The sequence below is a fragment of the Rhizobium sp. L43 genome, from assembly GCF_002531725.1.
Lineage (GTDB): Bacteria > Pseudomonadota > Alphaproteobacteria > Rhizobiales > Rhizobiaceae > Rhizobium.
This window is the reverse complement of record NZ_NWSQ01000001.1, coordinates 57,810-83,766: the sequence shown is the minus strand read 5'-3', so window position 1 is coordinate 83,766 and position 25,957 is coordinate 57,810. Positions and strand designations below refer to the sequence as shown.

Here is a 25,957-nt window from a genome sequence, read left to right as displayed (position 1 = left end):
AAATGGCATCGATCGATATCCAGAATATCCGCAAAGCCTATGGCCACGTGCAGGTGCTGCACGGCGTCGACCTCGAAATCCGGGACGGCGAATTCGTCGTGCTCGTCGGCCCGTCCGGCTGCGGCAAGTCCACGCTGCTGCGCATGATCGCCGGGCTGGAGGATGTCACATCAGGCGAGATCCGCATTGCCGGCGCCAGGGTGAACGAGTTGCATCCCAAGGACCGCGACATCGCCATGGTGTTCCAGTCCTATGCGCTCTACCCGCACATGAACGTCGCCGGCAATATGAGCTACAGCCTGAAACTCAGGAAGACGGCGAAGGAGAAGATTGCAAGTGCTGTGGCCGCTGCCGCCGCCAAGCTCGGCCTCGATCCGCTGCTCGAACGGCGGCCGAAGGCGCTTTCCGGTGGCCAGCGCCAGCGCGTCGCCATGGGCCGCGCCATCGTGCGCCAGCCGAAGGCTTTCCTGTTCGACGAACCGCTGTCCAACCTCGATGCCCGCCTGCGCGAACAGATGCGCGCCGAGATCAAGAAACTGCACGGCGACCTGAAGGCGACTTCGATCTATGTGACTCATGACCAGATCGAGGCGATGACGCTGGCGGACCGGATCGTCGCCATGCATGGCGGCGTGGTCCAGCAGGTCGGCAGCCCTTTGGAACTCTACGACCGCCCGGCCAATCTCTTCGTTGCCGGCTTCATCGGCTCGCCGGGGATGAATTTCCTCGAGGCGAGCTACGAGGCAGGCGGCGTGAAGCTGCAGGACGGCACGATCGTGCCGCTGGCCAGGCCGCTGCCGCTTGCCGACGGCGCAAAGGTGACGCTCGGCATCCGGCCGGAGCATGTGGTGATGAGCGACAACGGCGCGGGACTGGCCGCGGATGTGGAGCTTGTCGAGCCCACAGGATTCGGCATCATCCTGCACCTTGCCCTGCATGGCCTGCCGTTCAAGATCTTCACGCTGAACCGCGAAGCGTTGAAGGCCGGTCCGAAGGTCAATGTGACTTTCCCCGCCCCGTATCTGCATGTGTTCGACGGCGAGGGGCAGCGCCTGGATTGAATGGGCAATCCTCACGCGCTGCGAGCGGAAAAATCTTTTGCCGCATCGCCCGCAAGGATTATATCCCCTGCGTGATCTTGCTGGAGTGGATGCCATGACCGACACTGTTCTCGACCGCTTTCTTCGCTATGTCGTTATCGATACCCAATCCGATCCCTCTTCGTCGACGCAGCCGACCACCGGCAAACAGAAGGATCTCGGACGGGTTCTGGTCGAGGAACTGCTGACGATCGGCCTTGCGGATGCGCATCTCGATGAACATGGTTATGTCTATGCGACCATTCCGGCCAATAGCGACAAGACGGTGCCGGTCATCTGTTTCTGCTCGCATATGGATACGGCGCCCGATTTCAGCGGCACCGGCGTCAAGCCGCAGATCGTTGCGAATTATGCCGGCGGGGATATCAAACTGACAGGCGATCCGAGCCGGGTGATCCGCGTCGCCGAGCATCCCGAGCTGAACAACCAGATCGGCAACGACATCGTCACGACCGACGGGACGACCTTGCTCGGCGCCGACGACAAGGCCGGACTGGCGGAGATCATGACCGCGGCCCAGATCCTCGTCGACAATCCCGAGATCCGCCACGGGACGATCAAGATCCTGTTCACGCCCGACGAGGAAGTCGGGCGCGGCGTCAACAAGGTGGATCTGAAGAAACTCGGCGCCGACTTCGCCTATACGATGGATGGCGAGACGGCAGGCCATATCGAGGACGAGACCTTCTCGGCCGATGGTGTGGAGATCGGCATCTCGGGCGTGGCGATCCATCCGGGTTTTGCCAAGGACCGTATGGAAAACGCCATCAAGATCGCCGGGGCAATCATCGACCGGCTGCCGAAGGGCGTCGCGCCCGAAACCACCGAGGGAAAGCAGGGTTTCATCCATCCGACAGGCGTAACCGGCTCGATGGAGAAGGCGTCGCTGAGCTTCATCATCCGCGACTTCACCGACGAGGGGCTGGTGGAAAAAGAGACCATGCTCGAAGCCATCGTCAAGGAGGTGATATCGGCCTATCCCGGCTCGACCTATCATTTCCAGGTCAGGGAACAGTATCGCAACATGAAGGTGGTGCTCGATCGTCACCCGGAGATCGTCGACAACGCCATCGAAGCCGTGCGCCGGGCCGGCATGACGCCGGTGCGCGGCAGCATCCGCGGCGGCACGGACGGCTCGCGCCTCTCCTTCATGGGACTGCCATGCCCGAACATCTTCGCCGGCGGCCATGCCTTCCACTCGCCGCTCGAATGGGTGAGCCGCCAGGATATGGAAAAGGCCGTCAAGACGATCGTGGAACTGGCGAAGGTCTGGGAAGAGCGCGCTTAAAGCGCGCTTTCTTCACTCAAAATCGAAACGGCATTAGCCGCCGTTCGCCGGGATAGCCCCGCGTAGCATCACGCTGTCGTAGGCGGGGCGGGGCGTGGGGATCGCGATCGGCATGCCTGGCTCGGGTTCGATCGCGGTTACCGGCGAAGTCACTGGCGCCGTGATCGGCATCGGCATGGGATTTGCGATGGGCGCCATACGTGCCGCAGGGGCCATATTAACCGGGGACATCGTGCTCGCCGTTGCCATCGGGTCCGGCGCCGGGAGGGGAACGGGAACGGCCGAGGGTATCAGCGCCTCGAATTGCGGCGGCAGCATGCTTTCGCCGGGCACATAATTCATCGCCACCTCATAGGAGGGTAGCGGCGGCGGTGTTTGAAGCATGCCGTTGGAGTCGCGCTTCTCGTAGAAGGCGTTGCCGCCGGCGACCGCCACATAATGCATGTTGTCGTAGGGGAATTTCAGCCCGTCGGTGTGGAAGAACATCGCATCCTTCACCGCAGGATGGCGTGCACCCTTCAGGAGGATCGCATCGGCCGCAGTCGCCAGCTCCGGTTCGGCCTGCTGCTTGACTTCGCGCGTCATCACGCCGGGCGCAAACTGCTTCTCCTGGGCGACGACGCCGCAGATCGACGGAGGATAAGCGCCTGAGGTGAGCCTGTTGATGACGACGGTGCCGACAGCCAGATAGCCGTCTTCGTCCGAATGCCGCGATTCGAAATACATCGCGCGCTGCAGGCAGTCGCGATCCTTGGCCGTATAATTGAAGGCGACTTTCGCCGTTTTAACCTGCTTCGTTTTGGTCGCCGCCGTTGCCGCCGGTTTCGATGTCGTCGTGCAGCCCGTGGCTGCGAGCCCTGCGAACAAAATCCCGATCAGGGATTTTCCAAAGGAAATCTCCGCCCTCAACGCCAGGTGCCTCCTATCGGGATTAGTCCAGCCCTTTATGATTAACGCGCAAATCTTTTACTCGTCATATGACTGAAATACAAACAACCTTAGATCACAAAAAGCCTGAGGGACTCTCGCCAAATGCGATTCCGGCGATGAACCCTGAGGCCACCTGCTGCATAATTCCCAAAAATTAAGGAATTATGCAGCAACTCAATGCGTTACAGCGCCGTTTGCGCTCCATCAGCTGCGAAACAGCTTCCAGCGAGTCGGCTTGAACGCCACGCGGTTGCGGTCGAGTCTGTCGGCCTCGCTCGGCGGCAGTTCGATCTCGATATGCGGGCGCTCGTTGCCGATATCCAATTCGATATGACGGGTGCCGGCCACACGACGGCTGGAGACCGGCTGACCGGCAATGCAGTTCTCCGCTGATTCGCAGAGCCTGACGTCATGCGGGCGGAAATAGAGCTGGGCCGCGCCATCCGGTTCGCCCTCGGCATTGAGGCCGAGCGAGCGGCCGTCGAAGCGGATGTCGCCGTCCGATATCTCGACCTGCAGGCAGTTCGACTGGCCGATGAAGCCGAAGACGAAGGGAGAATTCGGATTGTCGTAAACCTCATCCGGGGTGCCGACCTGTTCGATCGCACCCTGGCTCATGACGACGACGCGGTCGGCAAGTTCCAGAGCCTCGTCCTGGTCGTGGGTGACGAAGACGGTGGTGTGTCCGGTGCGGTCGTGGATCTCGCGCAGCCACTTGCGCAGATCCTTGCGCACCTGGGCATCGAGCGCGCCGAAGGGTTCGTCGAGCAGCAGCACGTTCGGCTCGACGGCCATGGCGCGGGCGAGCGCCACGCGCTGGCGCTGGCCGCCGGAAAGCTGGGCCGGATAGCGTTTCTCAAGGCCGGAAAGCTGCACGAGTTCGAGCAGTTCCAGCGCCCGCCGGCGGATATCGGCCTTGGGCGGCCGCCGCGCGCTGTTTCTGACCTTCAGCCCGAAGGAGACGTTGTCGAGCACCGTCATGTAGCGGAAGAGAGCATAATGCTGGAAGACGAAGCCGATATTGCGCTGCTGCACCGATTTCTTCGAGGCATCCTCGTCGCCGAAGAAGATCAGTCCCTCCGTCGGGCTTTCCAGGCCGGCGATCAGCCGCAGCAATGTCGTCTTGCCGGAGCCCGAAGGGCCGAGCAGTGCGATCAGCTCGCCGGAGCGGATGTCGAGCGAGACATCGTGCAGCGCCGGAAAACGATCGAATTCCTTGCGAATGTTTTGAACGCGTACTTCCATTCCAAATCCTTCAGTGCCGCCGGCTGGCGGCGATTTCAGCGCTATAGCGCATTTCCAGCAGCGTCTTCAAAACAAGAGTCACGAGCGCGAGCAAGGCCAAAAGCGTAGCAACGGCAAAAGCACCGGTGAAATTATACTCGTTGTAGAGAATCTCCACCTGCAGCGGCATGGTGTTCGTCTGGCCGCGGATGTGACCCGACACCACCGAGACGGCGCCGAATTCGCCCATGGCGCGGGCGTTGCAGAGCAGCACGCCGTAGAGCAGGCCCCATTTGATATTCGGCAGCGTCACGAACCAGAAGGTCTGCCAGCCGCTGGCGCCAAGCGACAGGGCTGCCTCCTCGTCGGCCGTTCCCTGTTCCTGCATCAGTGGGATCAGCTCGCGGGCGACGAAGGGGAAGGTGACGAACATGGTGGCGAGGATCAATCCCGGCACCGCAAACAGGATCTTGATGTCGTGGGCGCTGAACCACTGGCCGAGCCAGGTGCTGGAGCCGAACAGCAGAACGAAGACCAGACCCGATATGACAGGCGAGACCGAGAAGGGCAAGTCGATCAGCGTCGTCAGGAAGGCCTTGCCCTTGAACTCGAACTTGGCGATCGCCCAAGCGGCGGCAACCCCGAAGATGAGGTTCAGCGGCACACTGACGCCGGCAACGATCAGCGTCAGACGGATCGCCGAGAAGGTCTCGGTGTCGGCGAGCGCCTGGAAGAAGGGGGCGGGACCCTTGCGGAAGGCCTCGACGAAGACGGCGGCGAGCGGCAGGAACAGGATCAGCAGCAGGAAGACCAGCGAAAGGATGATCAGGCTGTAGCGTGCGATCCGGTGTTCGGTGGTCACCGAACGCAGCTTCGCGGGTTGAACGGTTGCGTCAAGCGCCATAGCCATACCTCCGCCTGCTCCAGCTCTGGATGAGGTTGATGACGAGCAACAAGGCGAACGAGATCACCAGCATGATCGCCGCGATGCCGGTTGCCGCCGCGTAATTATATTCTTCGAGTTTGATAATGATCAGCAGCGGTGCGATTTCCGATTTGAACGGCAGGTTGCCGGCGATGAAGATGACCGAGCCATATTCGCCGACGCCGCGGGCAAAGGCGAGCGCGAAGCCGGTGAGCACGGCGGGCGCCAGCCCCGGCAGCAGCACGCGGAAAATCGTCTGAAGGCGGTTGGCGCCGAGCGTCGCAGCGGCCTCCTCCACTTCCTTGTCGATCTCCTCCATAACAGGCTGCACGGTGCGGACCACGAAGGGCAGGCCGACGAAGATCAGCGCCACGACGATGCCGGCTGGCGTAAAGGCAATCTTGATGCCGAGCGGCGTCAGGAGTTGGCCGACCCATCCGTTCGGCGCGTAGAGCGCCGCCAAAGCGATGCCGGCGACGGCGGTCGGCAGCGCGAAAGGCAGGTCGACCATGGCGTCGATGATGCGCTTGCCGGGGAAACGGTAACGCACCAGCACCCAGGCGAGGATGATGCCGAAGACGGCGTTGACGATCGCTGCGATGAAGGCGCTGCCGAAGCTGATGCGCAGCGCATTCAATATGCGCTGATCGAACGCGATCGACCAGAATTTCTCCCAGCCGAGGGCGCTCGAGCGGACGGCAAGGCCCGAGAGCGGGATGAGGATCAGAAGGGTGAGCCAGGTCAAGGTAAGGCCGAGCGCCATTCCGAAACCCGGAATGACACTCGGCCTTTTGAACCGCCACCGCGTGGGGCTATGTGCTTTCATGAAGTCTATTATTGGGCCGGCTTGTAGATTTGGTCAAATACCCCGCCATCGCCGAAGAATTTCGGCTGTGCTTCTTTCCAGCCGCCGAAGTCGTCGATGGTCGCCAGCGTCAGCTTCGGGAAGCGGGCGATGTCGGCCGGATCGGCGGCCTCAGGCTTGATCGGCCGGTAGAAGTGCTTGGCGGCAATCTTCTGGCCCTCGTCGGAATAGAGGTAGTTGAGATAGGCTTCGGCGACCTTGCGCGTGCCCTTCTTGTCGACATTGCCGTCGACGACGGCGACCGGCGGGTCGGCGCGGATGGAGAAGGCCGGCGTCACGATCTCGAACTGGTCGGGACCGAGCTCTTCAAGCGAAAGATAGGCTTCGTTTTCCCAGGCGAGCAGCACGTCGCCGAGGCCGCGCTGGACGAAGGTGGTCGTAGCACCCCGGGCGCCGGTATCGAGAACCGGAACATGCTGCAGCAGTTTCGTCACATAGTCCTGCGCCTTGGCGTCGTCGCCGCCATTCGCCTGCTTGGCCCATGCCCAGGCGGCCAGGAAGTTCCAGCGGGCGCCGCCCGAGGTCTTCGGGTTGGGCGTGATGACCTGCACGTCGTCCTTGATCAGGTCGCCCCAATCCTTGATGCCCTTCGGGTTGCCCTTGCGGACCAGGAAGACGATCGTCGACGTATAGGGCGTCGAATTGTTGGGCAACTTGGACTTCCAGTCGGCCGGGATCTTGCCGGTTTTCTTGGCGATGGCGTCGATATCGCCTTCGAGCGCCAGCGTGACCACGTCGGCGTCGAGGCCGTCGATGACGGAGCGGGCCTGGGCGCCGGAGCCGCCATGCGATGCCTGGATCGTCACGGCTTCACCGGTGTCCTTCTGCCACTTGGCGGCAAAGGCTGCGTTGAAATCCTTATACAATTCGCGGGTCGGATCGTAGGAAACGTTGAGAAGCGTCTGATCCGCGAATGCAGGAGCGATGCTCCCGATTGCGAAGCTGCCCGCCATGACCGCGGCTGCGATGAGCCGGGTGAGCCGTTGTGTCTGCATTGAGGAACCCTCCGTGTTTGTGTCTAAACTCTATCAAGTCAGTCGTATAATGAAACAAAGGTTCTTCCGGTTCCGGCACTGCCGTTAGAATGTCATTCCATTTAAGGGATGATTTTGAAATAGACGTGCCGAAGTTGGCCGCGGCCAATCGACCGTCGCCGCCGTGCCACAGCGGGTCCGTGTTTTTTTCGCCACAGTTCCTCCACGAAAGGGCCATGCTCGGCAGATTTCTGCCAGGTTTTTGCCGCGATGACGCTTGCGGATTCCTATATGGCCTCCGTGCGGTCGTATTCACCGGCCGCTACGCGGGGGCATCCCTTGAAATGCGCCTCGCATTCCAAACCTGTTAGGGCCATTCAAAATGAATATCAGAACGATCCTTTTTGCCTCCGTTGCCGCCCTTGCCGCGGCCTCCGGAGCCCGCGCTGCCGACGCCATCGTGGCGGCGGAACCCGAGCCCGTGGAATATGTTCGCGTTTGCGACGCCTACGGTACCGGCTATTTTTATATTCCGGGGACGGAAACATGCCTTTCGATCGGCGGTTACATCCGTACCGAAGTGCGCTTCGGTGATCAGATATCCGGCGATTCCGACGTCAACTTCTGGACTCGCGGTCAGGTCACCTTCCAGACCAAGAACGACACCGAGTACGGTACGCTCACCGGCGTCATCACGCTGCGTTACAATGCCGACAACGCCTCCGATCAGGAAGCGCTGCTTGACGAAGGCTATATCGACATTGCCGGTTTTCGCGTCGGTAAGCTCTACAGCTGGTGGGATGACGACATGAGCGGCGAGACCGATACGCTCGCCAGCAACGAGACCACCCACAACTCGATCCGTTATCAGTACGAGTCCGGCGCTTTCGCGGCCGGCATTTCGGTCGACGAACTGGAAGAAGACTACGCCACCAAGCCGGGCGAAGGCCCGAACAACTTCGGTGTCGCAGGCCAGGTCTCCTACAAGGCCGGCGCCATCAGCGCTTATCTGCTTGCCGGTTATGACACCGACACCAGCGAAGTCGCTGTCCGCGGCATCGTTTATGCCGACATCGGCCCGGGCACGCTCGGCATTGCCGGCGTATGGGCAAGCGGCGCCAACTACTACTACGAAGAGTCCGAATGGACGATCGCAGCAGAATACGCCTTGAAGATCAACGACAAGTGGTCGGTCACCCCCGGCTTCCAGTACTTCGAAAACATCGCTCTCGAGGCCGACGGCAACGGCTTCACCGGCGGCAGCGCCTACACGACGGGTGTCACGGTCGACTATCAGATCGTCGAAGACCTGCGTTCGAAGCTCAGCGTGCAATATCACGATGAGGACGAAGGCGACGACGAAGTGTCCGGCTTCCTGCGCTTCCAGCGTGACTTCTAAGATCGTCTGATTGCAGACGAGTGGGCGCGGCCTTCGGGCCGCGCCTTTTTTATGCTCGTTACACCCGTGAATCGGCGATGAAATCGGAATAGAATTCGTCGACCGTCCTGGCCTTGCGCATGGCGGCAAGCGTACCGTCCGATTGCAGCCGCCTGGCAATGGCGGAGAGCACGTTCAGATATTCGCCGCGATTGTTTTCGCCGAAGAGCAGCACGAAGGCGATGTCGGTCGGGATATCGTCGATCGCCTCGAAATCCAGCGGCTGGGCGAAGCGGAGGAGCAGGCCGCGCGGACTGCTCATGCCGTCGATCGCAGCGTGTGGAATGGCGATGCCATTGCCGATGCCGGTGGAGCCGAGCTTCTCACGCTCTTCAAGCGCCTTCAGAATGGTCTGGCCGTCGACGGAGAAAGCCTTGGCGGCCTTGTCCGCTATGGTCTGCAGCGCGCGCCATTTCGTCGGTGCCGACACGCCGATGAAGGTGTGCTCCGGCCGGATGATGTTGGGAAGGTTCATGTCATTCTCGATAGTGTTGGGCTCGATACTGTACGGGCAGCGGGAGGGACGGGCGGTCAGTCCGGTTCCCTGAGCCGGTAGCCGACGCCGGTCTCGGTGGTGATATAGTGCGGCTGGTCGGGAATCTGCTCGACCTTTTGCCGCAGCTGCCTGATGTAGACGCGCAGATACTGCACATCGGCTGCCGGCCCCCAGACCTGCTTCAAAAGAAACTGGTGTGTCAGCACCTTGCCGGCGTGCTGGGCAAGCACGCGCAGGATGTCGTATTCCTTCGGCGATAATTTTATCTCCTGGCCGTCGACCTTGACGATGCGCTTGACGAGATCGATCGACAGCCCGCCGGTCTGGAAGATCGCCTTTTCGCCCTGCTGCTGCAGGCGATGGCGCAGCGCCACGCGGATGCGGGCGCCGAGTTCGTTGACGCCGAAGGGTTTGGTGACGTAGTCGTCGGCGCCGCTTTCCAGCGCCGTGACGATGCCGGCCTCGTCGGTGCGGCTGGAGAGGATGATGACGGGCATGGAGAGGCCTTCGTCGCGCCACTCCTGCAAGAGGTCATGGCCCGATTTGTCGGGCAGGCCGAGATCGAGCACGATAAGATCGGGCATGGCGTCGGCGACCGACTGACGGGCGGCGCTCGCGTTCGGCGCTTCCTGTACCTCGTAGCCCTGCGCGGTCAGGCCGACGCGGAGCAGCTTGCGGATCGGCGGTTCGTCGTCGACGACGAGGATTTTGACGGCTGAACCGGTCATTGGAGTTCGTCCAGTTTCGGAATGTCGTGGGGTTTCGGCAGGCGGATGGTGAAGACGGCGCCCGAACGGCCCGTCCGGTTGCCGGCGGTGATCGTGCCGCCCATCGCCTCGATGAAGCCGCGGCAGATGGAAAGGCCGAGGCCGGTGCCGGCGCGGACCTGATCGCCCTTGCGCACACGGTAGAAGGTGTCGAAGACGCGGCTGAGATCGGCCGGCGGGATGCCCGGGCCTTCGTCCGAGACCTGCAGGACGACGTTGTCGGCATCGGCCCAACCGTCGATATGGATCACCGATCCCTCGGGCGCGTATTTCGCGGCATTGTCGAGCAGGTTGAAGATCACTTGCTCGAACAGCACCGGATCGACGCGCACCATCGGCAGATGGGCGGGAATGCTCATCTCGGTCTTGTGGTGCTCGAGGATCTTTGCGGCGCGGCGCAGCGCGCTGCCGATGATATCGCCGGCATAATGCAGCGCATGATTCGGCTCCATCGCGCCGGATTCGATCTTGGTCATGTCGAGCAGGTTGGCGATGAAACGGTTGAGGCGCTCGGACTCGTCGACGACAGTTGCGAGCAGGTCGCTGCGATCCTCCTCCGGCATGGCGGCGAAATAGTCGCGCAGCGTGCCGGCGGCGCCGAGGATGGCGGCAAGCGGCGTCTTCAGATCATGCGAGATCGACGTCAGCAGCGCCGAGCGCAGCCGGTCGGCTTCGGCTGCAAGCCTTGCCCGGTCGACATCGGCGACGAGCTGGACGCGTTCGATGGCAAGGGCCGCCTGGTCGGCCAGCGCATCGAGCAGCCGCTGTTGTTCGGGCGTCAGCAGCGGCCCGTCGCGGCGGTCGCTGTCGAGGCCGATGACGCCGACGGCGGCGCGCCCGGTTCGGAGCGGTACGTAGAGGCGTTTGGCGCCGGGCAGCGTATCGGCGCCGCGGCCGGCGGCATGATTGTGCTCCCAGGCCCAGCGGGCGGCGGCGATATCGGCATCATCAAGCGTATCATCGGGGGGATAACCGGCCTTGACGGCGATGCCGTCCTCTTCGGGCAGCAGCAGCACGACGCGAACCTTCAGCATCGAGGCGAGCTGGAAGGCGGTCGCCCAGAGGACGTCGTCGAGCGTGCCGGTGCCGGCGAGTTTTTTGGAGAAGAGATAGAGGTCTTCGGTCGTACGCGCCCGCTGCCGGGCAGCGGCGGCCTGGCGCTGCACCGTTGCGGTCAGATTGCTAGCGATGATGGCGACGCCCAGGAAGAAGAACAGGGCAAGCACGCTTTCCGGATCGCTGATCGTCAGCGTGTAGCGCGGCGGCAGAAAGAAGAAGTTGAAGGACAGCGCGCTGAGGATGCAGCTGTAAAGCGCCGGCCGCAGGCCGTGGAGGACGGCGGAGGTCAGCACCGCCATCAGGAAGACAAGGGCGAGGTTGCGCACGTCGAGCACCTGGTCGAGCACGACGCTGACGCCGAGCGCGATGGCGACATAGCCGGTCGCCAGCAGATAGGCCCTGAAATCCAGTGGCGGCGCAGTCGTGGCCGCCCTGACGCCGCGCGCGGTGGTGCCGTCCTTCTCGTTGCCCGATATGACATGGACGCTGATCTCGCCGGTCTTGCGGATCAGCTCGTCGGTGATCGAGCGATGCCACCAGTCGCGCCATGTCGGCTTCTTCGGGGCGCCGATGACGATATGGGTGACGTTGTTGGCGGTGGCGTGGCGGACGAGCTCTTCGGCGACTTCGCGGCCGGGAATGGTGATCGCCTCGCCGCCGAGCTGCTCGGCCAGGCGCAGCGTTGCCGCGACGGTGTCGCGCTCGGCCTCGCTCAGATTGATCGAGCGGTTGGTCTCGATATAGACGGCAGCCCAAGGCGCGCGCAGCCGCGAGGCCATGCGGGCGGCGTAGCGCACCAGCGAGGCGGAACGCGGATGATGGTCGACCGAGACGAGAACGCGCTCGCCCGCCGCCCAGGGACCCGATATGGCGTGGGCCTGCATATGGGTGAGCAACTGGTCGTCGACGCGCTGGGCGGTCTTGCGCAGCGCCAGTTCCCGGAGCGCTGTCAAATTGCCCGGGGTGAAATAATTGGTCAGCGCCCGCTCGGCGGTGCGCGCCATATAGACCTTGCCGTCATGCAGGCGCTTGATCAGATCGTCCGGCGTCAGGTCGATGATCTCGACATCGTCGGCAAGGTCGATGATTGAGTCCGGCACTGTCTCGCGCACGCGGATGCGGGTGATCTGCGAGACGACGTCGTTCAGGCTTTCGACATGCTGGATGTTCAGCGTCGTATAGACGTCGATGCCGCGATCGAGCAATTCCCTGACGTCGAGATAGCGTTTCGGATGGCGGCTGCCCTCGGCATTGGTATGGGCGAGTTCGTCGACCAGCACGAGATCGGGCCGGCGGGCGAGGATGCCGTCGAGGTCCATTTCCTCGAGCAGCCGGCCCTTATAGTCGATTTCGACGCGGGGAATGATCTCGAAACCGGCGACGAGCGCCTCGGTCTCCTTGCGGCCATGGGTCTCGACGACGCCGATGACGACATCCAGACCATCGGCGATCTTGGCGCGGCCGGAGATCAGCATCTCGTAGGTCTTGCCGACACCGGGCGCGGCACCCAGGAAGATCTTCAGACGGCCGCGCGTCTCCGCCCGGGCTTTTTCGAGAAGCGCATCGGGCGAGGGCCTGCCGGCCTGGTCGCGATTGTCGTCTGGCATGCGTGTGGTCTTTCCTGTCGGGGAGGCTTGCTCCACCTTCCCTCATCCCTGTGCTCGTCACAGGGATCCAGCAGCGTCGCTTCTGCGACGCTTGGGACTCCTTTCACGCGAAGGACTTCGCGTGGCTGGATTCCTGTGACGAGCACAGGAATGAGTGAAGGTTGTAGCCCGCAACCTTCACTCAGTCATAGAAGCATCAAGGCTCTGGTTCAACGCCAGAACATTGACGGTCGGCTCGCCCAAGATGCCGAGCTCGCGGCTTTGAACGGCGCCGTCGACCAGCGCCTTGACCTTGGCCTCGTCAAGGCTGCGCGCCTTGGCGACGCGCGCCACCTGGAAGTAGGCGGCTTCGGGCGAAATATCGGGATCGAGGCCGCTGCCGGAAGCGGTGACGAGGTCGGCGGGCACCTCCGCGCTCGGGTTCGTCGCCTTGGCGGCCTCATAGTCGCCCTGGACGCGGTCGATCAGCTTCTGGCTGGTCGGGCCGAGGTTCGAGCCGCTGGAGGCGGCCGCATTGTAGCCGTCGCCGGCAGCCGACGGGCGGCCGTGGAAATATTTGTCGCTGGTGAAGGCCTGGCCGATCAGCGTCGAGCCGATCACCTGGCCGTTCTTCTCGACCAGGCTGCCGTTCGCCTGGGCGGGGAAGAGGGCCTGGGCCGCACCGGTCATGGCGAGCGGGTAGAGAAGACCTGTTATGGCGGTGGTGGCGACGATCATGACGACTGCCGGACGAAGTTCTCTCAACATTGTTGTTAACTCCTTGGAATGTTCAGGCGAGGCCGAGGGCCGCGACGGCCATGTCGATCGCCTTGATGCCGATGAAGGGGACGATGATGCCGCCGAGGCCGTAGATCAGCAGGTTGCGCGACAGAAGTGCGCCGGCGCCGATCGGACGATAGCGCACACCCTTCAGCGACAGCGGGATCAGCGCGATGATGATCAACGCATTGAAGATGATCGCCGACAGGATGGCGCTTTGCGGCGTCGAAAGCCCCATGACGTTCAGGATGCCGAGCTGCGGGTAAAAGGTCAGGAACATCGCCGGGATGATGGCGAAGTATTTGGCGATATCATTGGCGATCGAGAAGGTCGTCAGCGCCCCACGCGTCATCAGCAGCTGTTTGCCGATCTCGACGATCTCGATGAGCTTCGTCGGGTCCGAGTCGAGGTCGACCATGTTGCCGGCCTCGCGGGCAGCGACCGTGCCGGTGTTCATGGCGACGCCGACATCGGCCTGGGCAAGTGCCGGCGCGTCATTGGTGCCGTCGCCGCACATGGCGACGAGCTTGCCCTTCGACTGTTCCTCGCGCATCAGCGCCAGCTTCATTTCCGGCGTTGCCTGGGCAAGGAAGTCGTCGACGCCGGCTTCGGCGGCGATGGCGGCTGCCGTCAGCGGGTTGTCGCCTGTGATCATCACCGTGCGGATGCCCATGCGGCGAAGCTCGGTGAAGCGCTCGCGGATGCCGCCCTTGACGATGTCCTTCAGCTGGATGATGCCGAGCAGCTTGCCGTCGCGGGCGACCGCCAGCGGCGTGCCGCCCGATTTGGCGACCTCGTCTGATATCGACTGCAGCTCGCGGACGACCTCGCTGCCGTTCCTCGAGGATGCATCGCCGTTGACATGAGCCAGCACGGCATCGACCGCACCCTTGCGGATCGAAGAGCCTTCGAGATCGACGCCGCTCATGCGGGTCTGGGCGGTGAAGGGCACGAAGGTCGCCTTCAGGCTTGCCATGTCGCGGCCGCGGATCGCATATTTTTCCTTGGCGAGCACGACGATGGAACGGCCTTCCGGGGTTTCGTCGGCCAGCGAGGCGAGCTGGGCGGCGTCGGCGAGATCCTGTTCGGAAACGCCGCGCACCGGGCGGAAGGTCGTCGCCTGGCGATTGCCGAGCGTGATCGTGCCTGTTTTGTCGAGCAGCAGCGTGTCGACGTCGCCGGCGGCTTCGACAGCGCGGCCGGACATGGCGAGCACGTTGAAGCGGACGAGGCGGTCCATGCCGGCAATGCCGATTGCCGACAGCAGCGCGCCGATCGTCGTCGGGATCAGCGTCACGAAGAGGGCGACGAGCACGATGATCGGGATGGAGCCGCCGGCGTAGATGGCAAAGCTCGGGATCGTCGCCGTCGCCAACACGAAGATCAGCGTCATGCCGGCAAGCAGGATGTTGAGCGCGATCTCGTTCGGCGTCTTCTGGCGTTCGGCACCTTCGACGAGGGCGATCATCCGGTCGAGGAAGGTCGAGCCGGCAGCGGCGGTGATGCGGACGCGGATCCAGTCGGACAGCACCTGCGTGCCGCCTGTTACCGCCGAGCGGTCGCCGCCGGATTCGCGGATGACCGGGGCGGATTCGCCTGTGATCGCCGCCTCGTTGACGGAGGCCACACCTTCGATGACTTCGCCGTCCGACGGGATGATGTCGCCGGCTTCGACGATCACGACATCGCCAACCTTGAGGCTGGTGCCGGGCACTAACTTGAACTGGCTGCGGTCCGTACCGGTCAGCAGCTTGGCCTGGGTTTCGGTGCGCGCCTTGCGCAGCGAATCCGCCTGCGCCTTGCCGCGGCCTTCGGCGACGGCTTCGGCGAAATTGGCAAACAGCACCGTGAACCAGAGCCAGAGATTGATCTGGAACGAGAAGCCGAGATTGCCGTTGCCCGCCACGAGATCACGCAGGAAAAGCACGGTGGTCAGCACCGAGACCGTGGCCACGACTGACATGACCGGGTTTCTGGCGAGCGCCCGGGGGTTGAGCTTCTTGAAAGCGGCGCCCACGGCCGGAATGAGGATGCGACTATCCATGATACTCGCGGATTTTGCCTGGCTCATAAGAGACTCCAGCTTTGAAACGAGGATGGCGAACCGGAAGCCGGTCAGCCCTGTAGGATTTTGACGATGGCGGCGATGACGAGGAGGCCTGCCATCATCACCAGGATGATGTCGGAGGCTTGAGGTCTCGGACCATTCCCACGTACCGGCGCACCGGGACGTGAGTGGAAGGCATGGCGAAGCCGGTGACGGAGGATCATGGCATCACCTCAGAAGGTCTGGCCGGCGATCATGACCAGGTGCTCGACGACCGGGCCAAGCGCCAAGGCCGGGAAGAAGGTCAGACCGCCGACGATCAGGATCGTGCCGACGAGCAGGCCGACGAAGAGCGGACCGTCCGTCGGGAAGGTGCCCGCCGAGGCCGGAACCGACTTCTTGGCGATCAGCGAACCGGCGATGGCAAGCGCCGGGATGATGACCAGGAAGCGGCCCATCAGCATGCCCAAGCCAAGGGTGATGTTGTACCAGGGCGTATTGCCTGTGAGCCCGCCGAAGGCCGAGCCGTTATTGGCGGCAGCCGACGTATAGGCATAGAGGATTTCGGAGAAGCCGTGCGGGCCTGAAGTCCCGACCGATGCCACCGCACTCGGAAGGACGCTTGCGATTGCGGTGAAGACCAGCATGGCGAGCGGCAGGCAGAGGATGGCGAGAACGGCCATCTTCATTTCCTTCGCCTCGATCTTCTTGCCGAGATATTCCGGCGTGCGGCCGACCATCAGGCCGGCGACGAAGACGGCGACGATGATGAAGAGCAGGATGCCGTAGAAGCCGGCGCCGACACCGCCGACGATGACTTCGCCGAGCTGCATGTTGATCAGTGGGACGAGGCCGCCAAGGGCAGTAAAGCTGCCATGCATGGCGTTAACAGCACCGCAGGAGGCCGCCGTGGTGATGACTGCAAAGAGCGAGGACATGGCGACGCCGAAGCGGACTTCCTTGCCTTCCATGTTGCCGCCGCCGAGACCAAAGGCGTGCATCAGCGGGTTGCCGGCAGCTTCGGCCCAATAGGTGACGCCGACGCCGACGATGAAGAGCAGACCCATCGCTGCGAGGATCGCCCAGCCTTGGCGCTGGTTGCCGACCATGCGGCCGAAAACGTTGGTCAGCGCCGCACCGATCGCGAAGATCGAGATCATCTGGATCAGGTTCGAGATATTATCGGGGTTCTCGAACGGATGGGCGGAGTTGGCGTTGAAGAAGCCGCCGCCATTGGTGCCGAGCATCTTGATGGCAAGCTGCGAGGCGACCGGGCCGACGGCGATCGTCTGCTGCGCGCCTTCGAGCGTCGTCGCATTGACATAGGCGCCGAGCGTCTGCGGAACGCCGAGATACACATAGACCAACGTCAGGATGATGCAGATCGGCAGCAATATGTAAAAGGTCGCCCTCGTCATATCGACCCAAAAATTGCCGATCGCCTTGCCTGAAGCGCGCGAGAAGGCGCGGATCAGGCCGATGGCGATCGCCATGCCGGTGGCGGCAGATACGAAGTTCTGGACCGTGAAGCCAGCCATCTGCGTTAGATAAGACATCGTGCTTTCGCCGCCGTAATTCTGCCAGTTGGTATTGCTGACGAAGCTGACGGCGGTGTTGAAGGAAAGCTCCGACGGGACGGCTGCCATGCCGGCCGGATTATACGGAAGCACGGCTTGCAGGCGCATCAGTGCGTAAAGCACGATGACGCCGAGCAGGTTGAACATCAGCATGGCGAAGGCATAGGAGGTCCAATGCTGCTCCTCGCCTTCGCTGGTGCCGGCAATGCGGTAAAGTCCCCGTTCGATCGGAACGAGGACCGGTGAGAGGAGCGTGCGCTCGCCGCTGAAGACGCGCGTCATGTAACCGCCGAGCGGTTTGACGAGCACAAGGACGATCCCGCAGTAAAGCAGGATCTGAAGCCATCCGTTGAGGGTCATGGAGGTAAACTTTCAATAACCGGCTGCTTCTGAGGTCGCGCATGCGCGACCGAGAAGCGCCAGTTCTTTTTAGAAGCGTTCCGGGCGAAGGAGAGCGTAGGTGAGGTAGACGGTGAGAAACACGGTCACGGCACCGCTCAGGACATAGTCGAGGGTCATCGTCGGTTCTCCTGTCAAAGCCTGTCGCAGGCTCTGGTGTAGGCAAAGCACAGCGCGAAGAATATGATCGCGGTGGCGAGTAGAATGATATCCATCATGATCGTGACTCCTGTTGTTGTCCTTGGAGTCAGACAAGACAAAGGGCGCCACCCCGAAAGAGGGCCGCCTTCATGCTTTCTGGCGTGGAGATGATCTTTCCGATCTCTCGGACATCAATATGGAGCCGAACCGCATAAAGGTTCGAGACGGCCGAAACGGCATCAATATAAAAATCTTATAAATGCTTTTATGTCGCCAAACCGCGAGGCTACGGATCGACCCGGAACTGGTACCGACCTTCGGCGCTGCGCCCGTCCATCGAGAGCACACGCCAGTCGAGGGTGTAGAGGCCCGGCGCTATAGCGGGATCGAGTGGGATCTTGAACACGGATCCTTCGGGACCGGAGAGAAATGGCTTGCCTGTGGGAAGTGCGGTTCCCTGGGCATCCAGCAGGATGGCCGTTGAGCGGGCAAGATCGACTGGGCCGGGGAAGGTGAGTTCGAGATTGGCCGGCACCAGCTTTTCTTCCTGCTGCTGCGGCGGCGGTAGGGATGCTTGTTCCAGGGCCGCAGACGCCTCGTTTGCCGCGAAGAGAAGGGATGCGAACAGACAGAACGACACGATCGACTTCATGATGGCCTTCCCTATCTTGCCGATCCGCATGGTGCCCGGTGCCGTCATGCTTCCGTAGCGCCATGCCGGCGCATGCTAATAACGCGGTCGGGGATGATTTCGATCCCTTGTCTCTATAGTTATGCGTACCGGCCTCGGCTGTCGGGTTTTCGGGAGCGTGGCGATCGGCTTCACAAGCCGGTGCCAGAACTCCCGCAATGACCTTGCGATCATCGGACCGTAAGACCGATTTCTGTCGACATCATCATGGTCGTTCGTCATCTCTTTGCCTATCCTCATTATTAGGGAACTCGCATGAAGAATGTACTCCCCGACGCCCTCGGCGGAAATCATACGGAGGTCTTGGAACGGCAATCTTTCGGATTATAGAAAATGGGCATTTCATCATATGTTGAGCAAAAGCTTGATTGATGCGATTGAATTGCCACCCCTTACCGTCTTATAGTCGTCTCCAGCGGCGCTCGATGAAGCGCGGGAGCCATAGGGAGGAAACCGATCATGACCAAAGTCCGTGCGCTGGTGTTGGAACGCCAGCATGAGCTTGCGCTTCGCGATATCGATCTGCCGCTCGAAACCGGCCCCGGCGAGGTGAAGATCAAGATTCATACCGTCGGCGTCTGCGGTTCGGACGTGCATTATTACACGCACGGCAAGATCGGTCCCTTCATCGTCAACGCGCCGATGGTGCTCGGCCATGAGGCGGCGGGCACGGTGGTCGAGGTCGGCGCCGGCGTCACGCATCTGAAAATCGGCGACCGCGTCTGCATGGAACCCGGCATTCCCGATCCGAATTCCAAGGCGAGCCGGCTCGGCCTGTACAATATCGATCCTGATGTCACCTTCTGGGCGACCCCGCCGATCCACGGCGTGCTGACGCCGGAGGTCGTGCATCCCGCCAACTACACATTCAAGCTGCCCGACAATGTCAGCTTCGCCGAAGGCGCCATGGTCGAACCTTTCGCCGTCGGCATGCAGGCAGCGAGCAAGGCAAAGATAGTGCCGGGTGATACCGCCGTCGTCCTCGGCGCCGGGCCGATCGGCACGATGGTGGCGATCGCGGCGCTTGCCGGCGGCTGCGCCCGGGCGATCGTTGCCGACCTCGCCCAGCCGAAGCTCGATATATCGGCGCAGTACCAGGGCGTCATTCCGGTCAATATCCGCGAGAAGAACCTGAGCGAAGAAGTGGGCAGGCTGACCGATGGCTGGGGCGCGGACGTCGTCTTCGAATGCTCCGGCTCGCCGAAAGCCTGGGAAACGATCATGGCGCTGCCGCGCCCGGGCGGCGTCATCGTCGCCGTCGGCCTGCCGGTCAACCCGATTGGTTTCGACGTTTCGACGGCATCCACCAAAGAGATCCGCATCGAGACGGTGTTCCGCTACGCGCATCAGTATGAGCGCTCGATCGCGCTGCTCGGCTCCGGTCGCGTCGACCTAAAGCCGCTGATATCAGAGACCTTTAAGTTCGAGGATTCGATCAAGGCGTTCGATCGCGCCGTCGAGGCGCGGCCGAGCGACGTCAAGCTGCAGATCGTGATGGAGTAGCCCCACTCCGCTATGAGTGGCCGGCACTCAATTTCATTTTGCGAAAGACAAGGGCCGCGGCTCCGACGACAGCCGCGGCTCCGATGGCGATCAGCAGATGCCGGTGCAGGGGGAGGTGGCCCAAGGTGTGTTGGATGCCGTGCCCGAAGAGGTAACCGAGCGCCGTGAAAAGCTGCCCCCACACCAGTGCGGCGGCGGCATTCAAGACGACGAATTTTCCGGTCGGTATTCGCGTCGTGCCGATGATGATGGGGCTGATCGTCCGCAGCCCGACCAGAAAACGAAACGCAAAGATGAAGCCGGTGGGATATCGTTCCAGCAGCCGGGTCGCGCGCGTCAGCGCCGGCTTTTCCATCAGCCGGCGGACAAAGCCCCATTGAGCGGCATAACGGCCGGCGAAGAACCATAGTTGATCGCCGGCGAAGGACCCTGCGGTGGCCGCAAGCGACGCCGACCAATAGGTCAGCAGCCCGCGGTGAGCAATGACGCCGCCGAGGAAGGCGGCCGTTTCGCCTTCGAAGGCTGCTCCGAGGAAAATCGCCAGCAGGCCGTAATTCTCGATCAGCGCTTCGATAGACATGCCAGCCCCGCTTCCAACTGTTCCCGAGGTCAGGTCACGGCTGAACCGGCTTCAAATCCCCAAGCAGCGTCGGGATCAGCTCCGACACCGTCGGATGGATCGGCACCGACCATTGCAATGCGGGATAGGTGGTGCCGGCATTCATCGCGTCGATGAGGCCGTGGATCACCTCGTCGCCTTCGATGCCGAGGATCGCGGCGCCGAGGATTTTCCTGGTCTCGGCATCGGCAATCACCTTCATGAAGCCCTTGGTCTCGCCGCGCTCGTTGGCCCGGCCGACGCGGTTCATCGGCCGGGTCGAGACCATGATCTTGCGGCCCGAGGCGCGCGCCTGTTTCTCCGTCATGCCGACGCGGCCGAGCGGCGGATCGATGTAGAGCGCATAGGCGGGGATGCGGCTCGACAGCTTGCGGTCGTCGCCGTCGATGAGATTGGCGGCGGCGATCTCGAAATCATTGTAGGAAGTGTGGGTGAAGGCGCCGTGGCCGTTGCAGTCGCCGAGCGCCCAGATGCCCTCGACATTGGTGGCGAGCCTGTCGTCGACGGTGATGAAGCCGCGTTGATCGGTGGCGACGCCGGCGGCATCGAGGCCGAGATCGTCGGTGTTCGGCTTGCGGCCGGTGGCGATCAGCACATGGCTCGCATCGATCTTCGCCGAGCCGGCGGTGACACTGATCCCGCTGCCGTTCCTGGCGAAGGCGATATTGCCGGCGTCGGTATGGACGTCAATGCCCTCGGCGCGCAGGATATCGGCAATCGCATCCGATATATCCTCGTCCTCGCGCGATGCGAGCTTCGGCCCGTGCTCGATGACGCTGACTTCGGCGCCGAAGCGGCGATACATCTGCGCGAATTCCAGCCCGATATAGCTGCCGCCGATCACGGCGAGATGCCGCGGCAGCGTGTCGAGCTGGATGATCGAGGTGCTGGTGAGGTAGTCGATATCACCGATGCCCGGCAGCTCGGGAATGACGGGCCGTGCGCCGACATTGAGGAAGATGCGCGGCGCGGTCAGCGTTTCGCCGTTGACGCTGACGGTCTTCGGCCCCTCGAAACGGGCATGGCCGTAGATCACGCTCATGCGCTCCATGCCGCCGAGCCAGCCGATCAGGCCGTTGCGGGCATTCATCGTCACCGTTTCGGCCCGCGCCCTGACCACCTTCATGTCGACGGCGATCTCGCCGGGGATATTGATGCCGTAAACCGCGCCGCTTCTGGCGACATGGGCGGCGCGGGCGCTGGCGACCAGCGTCTTCGTCGGCATGCAGCCGGCGTTGACGCAGGTGCCGCCAAGGAACTTGCGCTCGATCAGCGCCACTTTCATGCCCTTTTCGACCATCCGGGCGGCAAGCGATGGACCGGCCTGGCCGGCGCCGATGACGATGGCGTCGAAGCTCTTCATGACACGGCCCCCACGATCAGCACCGCGCCGATGACGGCGACGGCATCTTCGATGAGAGCTGCCGGCAAATCCTTGCCGAAGGCGGCGGCAAGCCGGCCGCGGACGGCAGCGCCGCCATATGTGCCGATGACGGCGCCGATCACCCCGGCGATCAGCCCGCCGAAGAACAGGCTGCTGGCGGCACCGATCGTCGCGCCTGAGAGCGCGCCCGAGACGATGCGGGCGCCGAACTGCATCGGCACCTTGCGTGACGGCGTCGACGGCAGCTGGTCGGCGATCAGTTCGACGATGGCGAGAACCGTGAAGATCCACGGCGTCCACCGATATCCCATGAAGGCAAGCGGCGTCTGCGACACGTCGAACCAGCCGAGCGCCGCACCCCAGGCGACGGTGGCCGGTGCGGTCATGGTGCGAAGGCCTGAGATGACACCGATCAGCAATGCAAGAAGCAGAAACATGTGATCCCCCTCTTTGCCGGCTTTCGCGCCGCAATTCAGGAAGGTTGCACATTGTCAGGCGCGTGGCAATTCGTCGCCAGGAGGCAGCGTGTTGGTCCCAAGGGCAGTCGAACTTTCGCGCTCGGGATTGACATAGATGCCGCGCTGAGCAAAGGAGACACTTGCATCAACCAAAATGCGTGTGGCGCGACCACCGCTTTCTCGATGATTTCCGATTTTTCTGCATACGCCACCGGCGATCTGCTCCGAATGATAAATGATGGAGGGGATCGTGGGGAAGACTTTGCTTACAATGCGCTATGGGGGACCGTGTTTAAACGATGGCGCAAGGGGATCGACCTAGAGCCGCTCATCCAACTTCTTCAATCGGAGAAATCAAGCGAGCGCCAACGCGGGGCATGGTATCTTGATGAAGCTTACCCGCCGGCGGACTGTATGGTCGACGTCGTTATCAAGCTGGCCGATGACCCGGTGGGCAACTGCCGGTGGCGGTTTGTGGCTTATGTGACGAACTCCGGGCTCTATAGCGACGCCATTGCGGATCGCCTTGCCGCTTGCCTCCTGGACCGCGATCTCCACGTGAGAGCGGAAACGATCTTCTGGGCAGTTGTGGCCAACGCCAAGACGTTTGCTCACTTTTCGGAAGCAGTCCTCACCGGCGCCGGTACAATGCTGCGTAAGTTCAGAAATCCCGAGAGTACCGGATTCTGGCGGGAGTCGGAGCGCAAGCGTGCAGCACGAGGTATCGAAATCGCTCAGCGCCTTCGCGCAGGAGAATCGGTTGCGAGCATTCGTGAAAGCATGCCTGAGGAAGACAGTTTCAGTTTCGACAAGCTGGCCTCTCTTAGTCACGTCTTAGTCACGCAATAAAACGCGCCCTTGAACGCAGAGCCGCAAAAGCTGGTGCTGCCTCCGGCCCATGATTTGAGGCCGGACCAACGAACGATTCACAACTCATCAGACCCTAATTCGCGAAGGCGGCGATGCCGGTGATCGCCCGGCCGATGATCAGGGCGTGGATGTCGTGCGTGCCCTCATAGGTGTTGACCACTTCGAGGTTGACGAGATGGCGGGCGATGCCGAATTCGTCGGAGATGCCGTTGCCGCCGAGCATGTCGCGGGCGGCACGCGCGATCTCCAGCGCCTTGCCGCAGCTGTTGCGCTTGAGGATCGAGGTCAGTTCCACCGGCGGATGGCCTTCCTCCTTCATGCGGCCGAGCCGCAGGCAGCCCTGAAGGCCGAGCGAGATCTCCGCCGCCATGTCGGCGAGCTTCTTCTGGATCAGCTGGTTGGCGGCAAGCGGCCGGCCGAACTGCTTGCGCTCCAGCGTATATTGCCGGGCTCTGGCATAACAATCCTCGGCGGCGCCGAGCGCGCCCCAGGCGATGCCGAAACGGGCCGAGTTGAGGCAGGTGAACGGTCCCTTGAGGCCCGTCACACCAGGCAGAAGATTTTCCTCCGGCACGAAGACCCCATCCATCACCACTTCGCCTGTGATCGAGGCGCGCAGGCCCACCTTGCCGTGGATGGCGGGAGCCGAAAGCCCCTTCCAGCCCTTTTCGAGGATGAAGCCGCGAATGAGGCCGTCCTCGGTCTTGGCCCAGACGACGAAGACATCGGCGATCGGCGCGTTGGAGATCCAGGTCTTCGAGCCGGTCAGGCTGTAGCCGCCATCGACCTTTTTGGCGCGCGTCGCCATCGAGCCGGGATCGGAGCCGTGATCGGGTTCGGTCAGGCCGAAGCAGCCGATCCATTCGCCGGCGCCAAGTTTCGGCAGGTATTTCAGCTTCTGCGCCTCGGAGCCGAAGGTGTCGATCGGCACCATGACCAGCGAGGACTGCACGCTCATCATCGAGCGGTAACCGCTGTCGACCCGCTCGACCTCACGGGCGATCAGGCCGTAGGCGACGTAACCGAGGCCGGCGCCGCCGTAATTGGGGGAGATCGTCGGGCCGAGCAGGCCGAGTTCGCCCATTTCCCGGAAGATTTCGGGATCGGTCTTTTCATGGCGGAAGGCTTGGAGAACCCGCGGAGCAAGCTTCTCCTGCGCATAGGCATGGGCGGTATCCTGCACCATGCGCTCTTCGTCGGTCAGCTGCTCCACCAGCCGGAACGGATCGGCCCAGTCGAAAACCTCGCGCGTATGCTGCATGGCCGCGTCTCCTCATCCCGGTTCTGGCTTGCCTCGCTTAAATTGGCCATAGACCCGCCAGCCGACCGCGTCAACAGAAGGCGGCAGTCTCGAAAAGACCGGCCGCGCCATCTTTTCAAAAGCGTCGGCATGATCCACTTTGCCCGCGATCGATTCTGGAACGAGGAGACGGAAATGTCGTCAAGCGATCTGTTCGTATCGGCCGAAGGCGCCGAATGGGTCAATCCCGAGCCCGGCGTCGTCCGGCGCATCATGACCTATCTGCCCGAGATGATGATGGTGGAAGTGGCATTCGAAAGCGGCGCCGTGGGCGCGGCCCATTCGCATCCGCACATCCAGGCCAGTTACGTCGCCGAGGGCAGCTTCGAAGTGACGATCGATGGCCGGACCGAGGTGCTCAAGCAGGGCGGCAGCTTCATCGTGCCCCCCAATCTCGTCCACGGCGTCAAGGCGCTGGAAAAGGGCCGGCTGATCGACAGCTTCACGCCGCACCGGGCCGAGTTCCTCAAATAGTCAGGTTTCGGCTTCCGATCGGCGCGCCGGGCCGGCGGCGGTGACGTAAGGCGGCACGAAGCGAGCATCCTCGCCACGCACGGCCTCACGCAGGAAGTCGATGACGGCGCGCACACGCGGCGCCTGTTTCAGGTCGCGATGGCAGGTGATCCAGTAGTGGCGCTTGAGGTCGATCTCGTCGGGCAGCACGCGCACCAGCTCGGGGTAACGGCTGGCGAAGAAATAGGGCAGGATGCAGAGGCCGAGACCGTTTCGGGTGGCGGTGAGCTGCGCGAAGATGCTGGAACTCTGGAATTGCGGTTTGATGCGCGGGTGCACATCGCTGAGGTAATCCAGGCCCGGCGCGAAAATCATCTCCTCGATGTAGCTGACGAAGGGATGGTTGAGCAGGTCTTCGCGGCAGGTGATGGCAGGCGCCTTTGCCAGATAGTCGCGCGAGCCGTAGATCTGCAGATGGTAGTCGGTCAGCTTCTCGGCGAAATAGGGCCCGCCCTTCGGCTCGTCGAGCACGACGGAAAGATCGGCCTCCTTGCGTGACAGCGACATGATCTGCTGGATCGTCACCAGTTCGAGCGAGAGATGCGGATGCTGCGCGGCAAACCGCGGCAGCACGGTTGCGAAGAAAAAATTGGCAAAACCCTCCGGCGCGCTCAGCCGCACCAGGCCGCGCTGCGCCATCGAGCCGTCGGCAAGGTCGGCGCGCAGCCGCTCGGTCTCCTGTTCCATCCGCTCGGCCGTCTCGACGAAGCGCGTGCCCATGGCGGTCAGCACATAGCCGCGCGGATTACGCTCGAACAGCTTGACCTTGAGGGTGAATTCCAGCCGGTCGATGCGGCGCGAGACGGTGGCATGGCTGGAACGCAGCTGGCGGGCCGCGGTCGACAGCTGTCCGGTGCGGGCGACGGCTAGAAAAAACTGAAGATCGTCCCAAGTAAACTGCGGTGGATTGGTCATCGCCGTCCCCATCTGTTCAAAAACGAACAGATACTGTTTGGAATTAGTTGTAAACCACCCGTTGCTTCAACGCGGAATTTCCGTGATCGTAAGGCGAGGGTCGGCCGT

Annotated in this window: 25 protein-coding genes; 6 read left to right on the top strand and 19 right to left on the bottom strand. The window is 62.5% G+C overall.

Annotation, left to right across the window (positions count from 1 at the left end; genetic code table 11):
* Positions 1-2 precede the first annotated feature (2 nt).
* Together ugpC and pepT are read left to right on the top strand one after the other, a co-directional pair.
* Positions 3-1,061: a sn-glycerol-3-phosphate ABC transporter ATP-binding protein UgpC gene (gene ugpC, locus CO667_RS00405; protein WP_097616403.1), complete on the top strand. Its 1,059-nt coding sequence runs from the start codon at positions 3-5 to the stop codon at positions 1,059-1,061.
* Between the two features lie 94 nt (positions 1,062-1,155).
* Complete coding sequence (gene pepT, locus CO667_RS00400; RefSeq protein WP_097616402.1) at positions 1,156-2,388, top strand: peptidase T; 1,233 nt, start codon at positions 1,156-1,158, stop codon at positions 2,386-2,388.
* Positions 2,389-2,421: 33 nt separating this feature from the next.
* Here pepT and CO667_RS00395 read toward each other — a convergent pair whose 3' ends face one another.
* The 5 genes from CO667_RS00395 to CO667_RS00375 form a co-directional block, all read right to left on the bottom strand.
* The gene (locus tag CO667_RS00395) at positions 2,422-3,297 is read right to left on the bottom strand and encodes a cell wall hydrolase (RefSeq protein WP_097616401.1); all 876 of its coding nucleotides are present in this window, start codon (positions 3,295-3,297) and stop codon (positions 2,422-2,424) included.
* A gap of 225 nt (positions 3,298-3,522) precedes the next feature.
* Positions 3,523-4,563 (bottom strand): sulfate/molybdate ABC transporter ATP-binding protein, encoded by a 1,041-nt coding sequence (locus tag CO667_RS00390; RefSeq protein WP_097616400.1) that lies wholly within the window; start codon positions 4,561-4,563, stop codon positions 3,523-3,525.
* Between the two features lie 10 nt (positions 4,564-4,573).
* Positions 4,574-5,446, bottom strand: a complete 873-nt coding sequence (gene cysW, locus CO667_RS00385) for a sulfate ABC transporter permease subunit CysW (protein ID WP_097616399.1) — start codon at positions 5,444-5,446, stop codon at positions 4,574-4,576.
* Entirely contained in the window at positions 5,436-6,293 is an 858-nt protein-coding gene (gene cysT / locus CO667_RS00380) for a sulfate ABC transporter permease subunit CysT (RefSeq protein ID WP_097616398.1), read from the bottom strand. The genes cysW and cysT overlap by 11 nt, the downstream gene beginning before the upstream one ends.
* A gap of 8 nt (positions 6,294-6,301) precedes the next feature.
* Complete coding sequence (locus tag CO667_RS00375; protein ID WP_097616397.1) at positions 6,302-7,327, bottom strand: sulfate ABC transporter substrate-binding protein; 1,026 nt, start codon at positions 7,325-7,327, stop codon at positions 6,302-6,304.
* A 361-nt stretch (positions 7,328-7,688) separates the two neighbouring features.
* On the opposite strand from CO667_RS00375, the gene CO667_RS00370 reads away from it, so the two are divergent.
* Positions 7,689-8,705: a porin gene (locus tag CO667_RS00370; protein WP_097616396.1), complete on the top strand. Its 1,017-nt coding sequence runs from the start codon at positions 7,689-7,691 to the stop codon at positions 8,703-8,705.
* A 58-nt stretch (positions 8,706-8,763) separates the two neighbouring features.
* Here the strand turns inward: CO667_RS00370 and CO667_RS00365 are convergent, their stop codons facing one another.
* From CO667_RS00365 to CO667_RS00320, 9 genes are all read right to left on the bottom strand, one after another.
* Positions 8,764-9,219, bottom strand: coding sequence for a PTS sugar transporter subunit IIA (locus CO667_RS00365; RefSeq protein WP_097616395.1), 456 nt, complete (start codon positions 9,217-9,219; stop codon positions 8,764-8,766).
* A gap of 56 nt (positions 9,220-9,275) precedes the next feature.
* The gene (locus CO667_RS00360; RefSeq protein WP_097616394.1) at positions 9,276-9,968 is read right to left on the bottom strand and encodes a response regulator transcription factor; all 693 of its coding nucleotides are present in this window, start codon (positions 9,966-9,968) and stop codon (positions 9,276-9,278) included.
* Positions 9,965-12,673 carry a sensor histidine kinase KdpD gene (locus CO667_RS00355; protein WP_097616393.1) on the bottom strand — a complete coding sequence of 903 codons (2,709 nt, stop codon included), beginning with the start codon at positions 12,671-12,673 and terminating at the stop codon, positions 9,965-9,967. The genes CO667_RS00360 and CO667_RS00355 overlap by 4 nt, the downstream gene beginning before the upstream one ends.
* 177 nt (positions 12,674-12,850) lie before the next feature.
* A complete protein-coding gene (gene kdpC / locus CO667_RS00345) occupies positions 12,851-13,420 on the bottom strand; it encodes a potassium-transporting ATPase subunit KdpC (protein ID WP_097616392.1) in 570 nt (189 codons plus the stop codon).
* Between the two features lie 22 nt (positions 13,421-13,442).
* Entirely contained in the window at positions 13,443-15,503 is a 2,061-nt protein-coding gene (kdpB, locus tag CO667_RS00340; RefSeq protein WP_097616391.1) for a potassium-transporting ATPase subunit KdpB, read from the bottom strand.
* Positions 15,504-15,547: 44 nt separating this feature from the next.
* Positions 15,548-15,703, bottom strand: a complete 156-nt coding sequence (locus tag CO667_RS35225; protein ID WP_179874028.1) for a hypothetical protein — start codon at positions 15,701-15,703, stop codon at positions 15,548-15,550.
* Between the two features lie 9 nt (positions 15,704-15,712).
* Positions 15,713-17,416, bottom strand: coding sequence for a potassium-transporting ATPase subunit KdpA (gene kdpA, locus CO667_RS00335; protein ID WP_097616390.1), 1,704 nt, complete (start codon positions 17,414-17,416; stop codon positions 15,713-15,715).
* A gap of 69 nt (positions 17,417-17,485) precedes the next feature.
* Complete coding sequence (locus tag CO667_RS00330) at positions 17,486-17,575, bottom strand: K(+)-transporting ATPase subunit F (RefSeq protein ID WP_003547774.1); 90 nt, start codon at positions 17,573-17,575, stop codon at positions 17,486-17,488.
* Between the two features lie 307 nt (positions 17,576-17,882).
* Positions 17,883-18,248 carry a copper resistance protein CopC gene (locus CO667_RS00320; protein WP_097616873.1) on the bottom strand — a complete coding sequence of 122 codons (366 nt, stop codon included), beginning with the start codon at positions 18,246-18,248 and terminating at the stop codon, positions 17,883-17,885.
* A gap of 498 nt (positions 18,249-18,746) precedes the next feature.
* Here CO667_RS00320 and CO667_RS00310 point away from each other — a divergent pair, with 498 nt between their 5' ends.
* Entirely contained in the window at positions 18,747-19,790 is a 1,044-nt protein-coding gene (locus CO667_RS00310) for an NAD(P)-dependent alcohol dehydrogenase (protein WP_097616389.1), read from the top strand.
* Positions 19,791-19,800: 10 nt separating this feature from the next.
* Here the strand turns inward: CO667_RS00310 and CO667_RS00305 are convergent, their stop codons facing one another.
* Genes CO667_RS00305 through CO667_RS00295 form a run of 3 tightly spaced genes read right to left on the bottom strand, consistent with a single transcriptional unit; the run spans position 19,801 to position 22,230 of the window.
* Positions 19,801-20,370 carry a DedA family protein gene (locus CO667_RS00305; RefSeq protein ID WP_097616388.1) on the bottom strand — a complete coding sequence of 190 codons (570 nt, stop codon included), beginning with the start codon at positions 20,368-20,370 and terminating at the stop codon, positions 19,801-19,803.
* A 34-nt stretch (positions 20,371-20,404) separates the two neighbouring features.
* Positions 20,405-21,772 carry an FAD-containing oxidoreductase gene (locus tag CO667_RS00300; RefSeq protein ID WP_097616387.1) on the bottom strand — a complete coding sequence of 456 codons (1,368 nt, stop codon included), beginning with the start codon at positions 21,770-21,772 and terminating at the stop codon, positions 20,405-20,407.
* On the bottom strand, positions 21,769-22,230 hold the full coding sequence (locus CO667_RS00295) for a DUF4126 domain-containing protein (RefSeq protein ID WP_097616386.1): 462 nt from the start codon (positions 22,228-22,230) through the stop codon (positions 21,769-21,771). The genes CO667_RS00300 and CO667_RS00295 overlap by 4 nt, the downstream gene beginning before the upstream one ends.
* On the opposite strand from CO667_RS00295, the gene CO667_RS00290 reads away from it, so the two are divergent.
* Entirely contained in the window at positions 22,231-23,100 is an 870-nt protein-coding gene (locus CO667_RS00290; protein ID WP_097616385.1) for a hypothetical protein, read from the top strand.
* Between the two features lie 94 nt (positions 23,101-23,194).
* Here the strand turns inward: CO667_RS00290 and CO667_RS00285 are convergent, their stop codons facing one another.
* Positions 23,195-24,382, bottom strand: a complete 1,188-nt coding sequence (locus CO667_RS00285; protein WP_097616384.1) for an acyl-CoA dehydrogenase — start codon at positions 24,380-24,382, stop codon at positions 23,195-23,197.
* A gap of 174 nt (positions 24,383-24,556) precedes the next feature.
* Between CO667_RS00285 and CO667_RS00280 the strand changes: the two genes are divergently transcribed.
* The gene (locus CO667_RS00280; protein ID WP_097616871.1) at positions 24,557-24,895 is read left to right on the top strand and encodes a cupin domain-containing protein; all 339 of its coding nucleotides are present in this window, start codon (positions 24,557-24,559) and stop codon (positions 24,893-24,895) included.
* Here CO667_RS00280 and CO667_RS00275 read toward each other — a convergent pair whose 3' ends face one another.
* On the bottom strand, positions 24,896-25,849 hold the full coding sequence (locus CO667_RS00275; protein ID WP_097616870.1) for a LysR family transcriptional regulator: 954 nt from the start codon (positions 25,847-25,849) through the stop codon (positions 24,896-24,898).
* Positions 25,850-25,957 lie beyond the last annotated feature (108 nt).

Excerpts from the sequence above, each read along its gene's own strand:
- CO667_RS00280 (WP_097616871.1), top strand. The coding sequence starts at position 24,557 with ATGTCGTCAAGCGATCTGTTCGTATCGGCCGAAGGCGCCGAATGGGTC.
- kdpA (WP_097616390.1), bottom strand. The coding sequence starts at position 17,416 with ATGACCCTCAACGGATGGCTTCAGATCCTGCTTTACTGCGGGATCGTC.
- cysT (WP_097616398.1), bottom strand. The coding sequence starts at position 6,293 with ATGAAAGCACATAGCCCCACGCGGTGGCGGTTCAAAAGGCCGAGTGTC.
- CO667_RS00295 (WP_097616386.1), bottom strand. The coding sequence starts at position 22,230 with ATGTTTCTGCTTCTTGCATTGCTGATCGGTGTCATCTCAGGCCTTCGC.
- CO667_RS00275 (WP_097616870.1), bottom strand. The coding sequence starts at position 25,849 with ATGACCAATCCACCGCAGTTTACTTGGGACGATCTTCAGTTTTTTCTA.
- CO667_RS00370 (WP_097616396.1), top strand. The coding sequence starts at position 7,689 with ATGAATATCAGAACGATCCTTTTTGCCTCCGTTGCCGCCCTTGCCGCG.
- kdpC (WP_097616392.1), bottom strand. The coding sequence starts at position 13,420 with ATGTTGAGAGAACTTCGTCCGGCAGTCGTCATGATCGTCGCCACCACC.
- CO667_RS00300 (WP_097616387.1), bottom strand. The coding sequence starts at position 21,772 with ATGAAGAGCTTCGACGCCATCGTCATCGGCGCCGGCCAGGCCGGTCCA.
- CO667_RS00310 (WP_097616389.1), top strand. The coding sequence starts at position 18,747 with ATGACCAAAGTCCGTGCGCTGGTGTTGGAACGCCAGCATGAGCTTGCG.
- CO667_RS00330 (WP_003547774.1), bottom strand. The coding sequence starts at position 17,575 with ATGACCCTCGACTATGTCCTGAGCGGTGCCGTGACCGTGTTTCTCACC.
- CO667_RS00390 (WP_097616400.1), bottom strand. The coding sequence starts at position 4,563 with ATGGAAGTACGCGTTCAAAACATTCGCAAGGAATTCGATCGTTTTCCG.
- ugpC (WP_097616403.1), top strand. The coding sequence starts at position 3 with ATGGCATCGATCGATATCCAGAATATCCGCAAAGCCTATGGCCACGTG.
- cysW (WP_097616399.1), bottom strand. The coding sequence starts at position 5,446 with ATGGCGCTTGACGCAACCGTTCAACCCGCGAAGCTGCGTTCGGTGACC.
- kdpB (WP_097616391.1), bottom strand. The coding sequence starts at position 15,503 with ATGAGCCAGGCAAAATCCGCGAGTATCATGGATAGTCGCATCCTCATT.
- CO667_RS00285 (WP_097616384.1), bottom strand. The coding sequence starts at position 24,382 with ATGCAGCATACGCGCGAGGTTTTCGACTGGGCCGATCCGTTCCGGCTG.
- pepT (WP_097616402.1), top strand. The coding sequence starts at position 1,156 with ATGACCGACACTGTTCTCGACCGCTTTCTTCGCTATGTCGTTATCGAT.
- CO667_RS00320 (WP_097616873.1), bottom strand. The coding sequence starts at position 18,248 with ATGAAGTCGATCGTGTCGTTCTGTCTGTTCGCATCCCTTCTCTTCGCG.
- CO667_RS00360 (WP_097616394.1), bottom strand. The coding sequence starts at position 9,968 with ATGACCGGTTCAGCCGTCAAAATCCTCGTCGTCGACGACGAACCGCCG.
- CO667_RS00355 (WP_097616393.1), bottom strand. The coding sequence starts at position 12,673 with ATGCCAGACGACAATCGCGACCAGGCCGGCAGGCCCTCGCCCGATGCG.
- CO667_RS00375 (WP_097616397.1), bottom strand. The coding sequence starts at position 7,327 with ATGCAGACACAACGGCTCACCCGGCTCATCGCAGCCGCGGTCATGGCG.
- CO667_RS35225 (WP_179874028.1), bottom strand. The coding sequence starts at position 15,703 with ATGATCCTCCGTCACCGGCTTCGCCATGCCTTCCACTCACGTCCCGGT.
- CO667_RS00365 (WP_097616395.1), bottom strand. The coding sequence starts at position 9,219 with ATGAACCTTCCCAACATCATCCGGCCGGAGCACACCTTCATCGGCGTG.
- CO667_RS00305 (WP_097616388.1), bottom strand. The coding sequence starts at position 20,370 with ATGTCTATCGAAGCGCTGATCGAGAATTACGGCCTGCTGGCGATTTTC.